Below are 5,824 nucleotides of genomic sequence, written 5' to 3' on the forward strand. Positions count from 1 at the left end.
CAAACTTAGTATGTCGGGGGTTTTGTTGCGCGGGCCTTTCACTGCCTTACATTACTTATAGGGCAAGTTATCCACAGGCTCTGTTGCGCACTTGCTTCCGATCACTTTGTTGCGTTGGAGCACGTCGACTGACGCAACACCCCACTCACTGCCTCAGCACGCTGCTACGCCGTAGGTGGTGGGGTCTCATCGGAGGGGGATGGCCCCGAGGGCAGGGGCGTCACGCTGGCCACCGGCAACGCGCCAAGTACCTCAAGCTGCTTGCGTGCTGCGGCGTAATGCTCGTAGAAGGCCGCCCACTTGCTGAAGCCGCCGAGTTCTCCCACCACCTTGATCATGGCCAGATGAGAGGCCGCCAGGAGTTGCACCTGGCTCTCCAGTGCGGCGATGCGTAAATCCTTGTCTGCCAGTGCTGCTGCGGTCGTGGCCGAGGCCTGATGTGGCAAGCGGCGTTGCCAGCGACGGAACTCAGTTTGGCGTTGCTGGTACTGCGCGAGCAACGCGCTACGTGCTGGGCTGCGGGTAATTGAAGACGCGGCCTTGAGAGTAGGGTGATGCCGCGCAACCGCTCGCGCAGTAATGTTCTCGTCGTGGGCCAGCAGCTCCTCCAGGATGCGCTGCAGGTCTGGATCGTCAGGCGCCGATTCCGGGGTCTTGGTCTCAGTCATCGAGCACTCCGAGTACAGATGGTGTAGACAGGTCTGGCCCATCAGGGAACGGACGCTCACCGTCGGCGGAGGCCAGCAGCTTACGCACGCCTTCCAGCCGGACCTGTGCATGCGCAATCTGGTTGTCACGCCCGGGCGTTGTCGCAGGCCGCGCCTGGGCATGCTCGAGTGCGGCAACGAGTTTGCCTTCGAGCCGAGTCAGATGCGCCCGGTTTTCCGGGAGGTTAGTGGCAGAGAGGTGCCGGCAACCTGTAAAGCATTCCAGATGCTTGGGGCACGGATCGACCGTGAAGCTGTTCAGGCAGTGCCCATAGGGCGTGGCATGGAAGCCATCGGCTTCCGTATTCAAGTAAGCGAAGGCCGCCTCGTCGCCCTCATCGGCCTGGATACGCAGGAACGTGGCGACCACAGGGCCGCTGGCCCTGCCAGCCTGGATCATCTTGGCCACCGTGGAGGCCTTTTCGCCCAAGGCGATCTCCACTTCCGGCGGCAACTCAATCTGATCCAACTGCTCGGCCAGGCTGCGATGGTCATACTCGTAGCTCTGGGCCACGCTACGCCGGTTAAAGCGCTTGGAGATGATCGTGTCGGCGACGCCGAGCCGGAACAACTCGGTGTTCTGCAGGTGCCGCAGCATGTGCGACTCGAGACGCAACTGCTTGTCTTCGGCGCATTGCCCATAGCGCTCGAACAGAGACTCGCCGATCGTGCGCTCCCCAAGCGCGTTCGCCACGAAGCCCCCATCCGGCCGGTTCACTGCCATCACGCGCGTCACATCGCAGAGACCGTCATCGCGCTCCTCCGCCAGCGAGCGTTTCGGCGTCAGGAACAACAACTCCCAACTCTGAAGCGTGCCCGCCGCCAGCGGCAACGCTTGCGTGTCTGAGAGCTTGGTCGGTACCGCGGCTCGCAGATAGGCTTCGAGTTCACCGATGTGCAGGCAGGTCTGCGCCCATTGCATGCGCGCGCCCGGCGGGATCACGCTGCCGTCGGGACGCCGGAACGACAGGGTGCAGCCGTCGGTCTGCATGGCTTTGCCGAGACGGTTCAGATACACATAAGCCGCCATATCCAACTGCCGCCTACGGCCACTCCGTTGCAGGTCGTGGATCTCCTGGAACACGGCAACATCGAACTGTGTCCGATAGCGCTCCTGCAAGCGGGTACGGTCTTCGTCATCGACGGCAGCCCAGAAGGGATTGCCCGTCAGGTGCGGGTACAACTGCTCGGCGGGCACGACGTCATGCTCGGCGTACCAGGGCAACAACCGTCCCGTTTCGGTTTGCAGTCGCAAGGTCCGGCGCAATGGCTCGGTCAGTTCCACGCAGCGCTGCAATGTCTCAGTTACCAACTCGCGGAACATCTCCGGCACATACTGAGGCTTTTCGAACAGCACCCGACTGTCGCTCTCGTCGGTCTGCTGCTTCTCCGCGAAGTGACGCAGCATCAAGGCGTCCGCATAGCCGCCCTGTGCTCCGGCAGACCGGCCTTGCCGGTCATAGTAGACCCGGTTGCGTTGCCAGTCCGCCGGCAGCAGCACGGCCTCGCCAACGCGCAAGCCCGTCACGATCATCGTGCGCAGGCACAGGAAGCGCAGCGTATCGACGTAGCTGCGTGGCGGCTCGGTCATCACGACGCGCACCAGTTCCCAGAACGCCCGCCGCTCCGGCAGGCGCTCAGCGCGCTTGCGCTGCTCCAGGCTGTCACGCAACTCGTCCTCAGATTTCAGGAAGGCGGCACGGCGGCGCGTCGACGTGGATCGCGGTCGAGGCACACCACGGTACAGCGGTCCGGCGTCCGCGAGGTGCTGCACATCGAACAGGTTGCGCAGCACGCTTTCCACCATCTCCCCCAGCTTGCCGCAGGCTTGCAAGCCGCCCGCCAGCTCAACGGCGCGACTGCCGTCCTCCACCGTCAACTGCCAGGGCTCCTTGTCCGGCACGCACGTGGCCAGCGCCCGCAAGGGACGTACGATGTTGCCAACGATGTGTCCCGTGGTGTTGCGCTTGACCAGCAACTGCTCCAGTGCGGCCGTCTTGATCAGGTCTTGCCACCCCACCGAGAGCGGGGCTGCCCGCAGCGCCGGCTCGTCCAGCGCCTGCAGCATCTTGGCGTCGCGGCCGAGGTGGTTCAGGTAGTGCGTAGGCGGCGGTACATCGCCCGCAAGCGTAGTGAGATTCCAGCCATGCCCCTTGCTCACACGCCCGTCTGGCTCCAGCGGCAACAACCACTGCAGGCCGCGCTGCTCCGCCAGCGTGCGGCCCAAGTCCACGTAGGCACGGTAGCCGGCGTTCATTGCGCTTCGCCCTCCAGCTCGGCGAGGATCGCCTGCACGCCGGCAATGGCATGCTGGAGCTGCAAGTAAGCGGGGGATGACGCTTCGCTACGCGAGGAGTCATGGAAGAAGCGCACCACGCCACGCAGGCCGTCGAGCACTTCGCGATGCAAGCCAGCGTCGCGCACCGGCATGAACCGGTGGCACCCATAGCACGATGTGATCGGGTTGAACGGACACGCCGGCTGCCCGCTGCTGCAGCCGCCGATGCCGGCAATCGGTAGCCCATGCGGCACGCCAGCGATCTGCTGTTCGCCCTTGAGCGTACTCAATTCTTCCGAGCTGATGAAGCGCGCGTGCGCGATGCGGGCCACCCGTTGGTAGACCGGCGAGAGCCCCATCGCACGGTTGACGCGCTCGGCCTGGTTGGGCGAGCTGTCGAAGTACACCAGCCCCGTCGCCACGTCGGCATGTCCGAGGAAGGCGGCCAACTCTTCCTGGTTGGCACCCGCGTCCACCAGCCGCTGCGCCGCCGTATGGCGCAGATCCGTGGCCGTCACCCGCACACCAAGCAAGCGTTCGGTCAGATCAGCAATCCGCACCGATACCTCTCCGGCTGAGCCCACGCTGCAGAAGCGCTGGGCACCGGTGCACTCCCCGGCGCGATGCGCGTGCTCGAGTTGCGCGGGAAGCGCCGCCCACTCCCGCTTGACACGGCGGAGCAGGGGCTTGATCACTGCTCCGCGCCGCTGCTTGACCATGCGGAACGTCAAGTGCACAGCCGGCAACGCATCGCTGACGTCCTGCCAGACGTGCACGTCACGCAAGGTCAGCAGTGCAATCTGGATGGGCCGCATGCCGAACTGATAGGCACACAGCAGCATCACGGCGTCGCACAGGTCCGCGTGCCCCATTTCTGCGCCAGCTTGCACGGCCTGCACGGTCTCGTCCAGGTAGCGAACGATCATCGCTTCTTCCTCGACTGACAGGAACACCTCGCCCGTGCGTACACCGGCATATTTGTCCTGCGCAGGGAAGGGCAGTGCGACGCCCATGAACTCCCGATACTCCGGGCCCCAGCCGCATAGTCGGTAGTGGCACAGTAACCGCAGCAGTGCCTTAGCGAATCCATAAGCCTTGGCGGGCTTGTTGGCGGCGCGCAGTGTCATCCAACTAGGGACACTTCCTTCTGGCCCCACCATCAGCAAGGCCATGACCTCGGCATGGCTGAAGTGCTTGGCCGCGCCGAGGTACCTAGCTACCGTCGATACGTGCAGGTCTTCGGTTAATAGATACGCGAACAGGTGGCGCAGCAGCATCGCATAACCGGTGCTGTACGCGTCGAAGTCGAGGTACTCCATGCCCCCATTGACATGAACCGCAAACACGGACGCACCGGCCGGATCGCGAATCACGCGCGTCGTGTCATCGAAGTCGTCGTAATAGCGGAGCAAGGATGGCAACGCGGGCAGTTGCCGCACGACCTGGTCCAACCAGTCATTGGCGTCCTTCGCGGTCCATTGCTGGAGGTCAACGGGTTGGACCGGCATCGTGGAGTCCAGTTGGTAGGGCGCGCAGCACCGCAACGCGATCATCGAAGACGTTGTTCCAGACCGCCGCGAGGCGGTCCTCGAACACGGCCCGCGCATAGTGCGCGGGCATGTCGGAGGTGCGGGACCAACCGAAGAAGGTGCGCATTTTCTGCAGCGCCTCGTCCATCGAGTCGCCCTGGCTCAGCAATTGATTGAGCCGCACCACCGCACAGGTATGGCGCAGGTCATGCGGCGTGATGCTTGTCTTGCCGGTCCGGTCCTCCAACTCCGCCAGCACGGCGGCTGGAAGGGCCGTGGAGACACGCGCAAAGAGCTTGGTCAGGGATTCGGTCGACAGCGGGGTATTGGTCTGCGCGTTCAGCAGATAGGGGTGATCGGGCCGTCCGCGGTAATTGTCGACGTAGCACTGCACCAGGTTCGCGGTCAGCTCGCTGACGGGGACCTGCCGGATCGAATCAGCGGTCTTGATGCCCGGCCTCGAGTAGCGGGGGTCGGTGTCAACGCGGCCTTGTTCGCTGACATTGATCCAGTAGCGTCGGCGCTGCTGCCGCGCATCCAGGCCGGACTTGATGGCATTCGCGTTTAGCAGCAGCAATTCCCCGCGGCGCAATCCCTGGTGCAACATCAACACGAACGCGGTAAAGACCCGCCAGCGCGTGCGCACGCCCTTGAAGGGGTTCGTGTCGGACTCGGGATCCAGAAGCGCGTACATCGCTTCGACGACCACTGCCGGCAACGCACGCAGAATGTTGGTGCGATGCGGACGCTGAATCTGCAGTTGGCCATACAGCAGGTTCAGGCGCTGCCAACGTGCATCGAGCCGAGCCAACCGGTTTTCATGCGGCCTTCCTTGAGCCAGCCAAGTCGTCACTGCCACGACGAAGTCCAGACCGGCACGCCAGCGCTCCTGATCGGAACTCGTGATCTGAGGCTGATTGCGGATCGAGACGAACCAGCCCTCAAGGATGGTGCCCAAGCGCGCTTCGTCCAGGCTGAACAGCGCGTCGTCCAACGCTCCAGCGCCCAACAACTCATCGGCATACGCGTACAACCGTTCAATCGCGTACAGCTTGCCCAAACGCGTCAATTCGGCCAGATCTGCCAGAGCCAACTGCACCCAGACGGTGACCCAGAAGCGCGGCAGCCCGCAACCGTCCACCAGAAACGCGCCGTGCAGACGCTGCGGGATTTCCGGAAGCCGCACCTGAAGGACCATGGACGAGCACGGCTGAAAGTTGAGCGATCTATACCATAGATCATCCCCAAGCGTTGCGCCAAATCGAGCCAGCCGAGCCAGGAACACGCAACACCTGTAAACCTACCTCAAG

Annotated in this window: 4 protein-coding genes; all 4 read right to left on the minus strand. The window is 63.7% G+C overall.

From position 1 onward, the window contains the following. Nucleotides 1-164 precede the first annotated feature (164 nt). The 4 genes from AAHM38_RS25095 to AAHM38_RS25110 are packed head-to-tail and all read right to left on the minus strand — an operon-like array spanning nucleotide 165 to nucleotide 5,712. A complete protein-coding gene (locus AAHM38_RS25095) occupies nucleotides 165-668 on the minus strand; it encodes a hypothetical protein (protein ID WP_342234399.1) in 504 nt (167 codons plus the stop codon). Further along, on the minus strand, nucleotides 661-2,964 hold the full coding sequence (locus AAHM38_RS25100) for a hypothetical protein (RefSeq protein ID WP_342234400.1): 2,304 nt from the start codon (nucleotides 2,962-2,964) through the stop codon (nucleotides 661-663). The genes AAHM38_RS25095 and AAHM38_RS25100 overlap by 8 nt, the downstream gene beginning before the upstream one ends. Further along, nucleotides 2,961-4,493 carry a site-specific integrase gene (locus tag AAHM38_RS25105; protein ID WP_342234401.1) on the minus strand — a complete coding sequence of 511 codons (1,533 nt, stop codon included), beginning with the start codon at nucleotides 4,491-4,493 and terminating at the stop codon, nucleotides 2,961-2,963. The genes AAHM38_RS25100 and AAHM38_RS25105 overlap by 4 nt, the downstream gene beginning before the upstream one ends. Beyond that, nucleotides 4,474-5,712 (minus strand): tyrosine-type recombinase/integrase, encoded by a 1,239-nt coding sequence (locus tag AAHM38_RS25110; protein ID WP_342234402.1) that lies wholly within the window; start codon nucleotides 5,710-5,712, stop codon nucleotides 4,474-4,476. Before AAHM38_RS25110 ends, AAHM38_RS25105 begins: the two co-directional genes overlap by 20 nt. Between the last annotated feature and the right edge of the window lie 112 nt (nucleotides 5,713-5,824).

The sequence above is a fragment of the Ralstonia sp. OTU4908 genome (assembly GCF_038440115.1).
In the GTDB taxonomy this organism is placed as follows: Bacteria; Pseudomonadota; Gammaproteobacteria; order Burkholderiales; family Burkholderiaceae; genus Ralstonia; species Ralstonia pickettii.

Excerpts from the sequence above, each read along its gene's own strand:
- AAHM38_RS25095 (WP_342234399.1), bottom strand. The coding sequence starts at position 668 with ATGACTGAGACCAAGACCCCGGAATCGGCGCCTGACGATCCAGACCTG.
- AAHM38_RS25100 (WP_342234400.1), bottom strand. The coding sequence starts at position 2,964 with ATGAACGCCGGCTACCGTGCCTACGTGGACTTGGGCCGCACGCTGGCG.
- AAHM38_RS25105 (WP_342234401.1), bottom strand. The coding sequence starts at position 4,493 with ATGCCGGTCCAACCCGTTGACCTCCAGCAATGGACCGCGAAGGACGCC.
- AAHM38_RS25110 (WP_342234402.1), bottom strand. The coding sequence starts at position 5,712 with ATGGTCCTTCAGGTGCGGCTTCCGGAAATCCCGCAGCGTCTGCACGGC.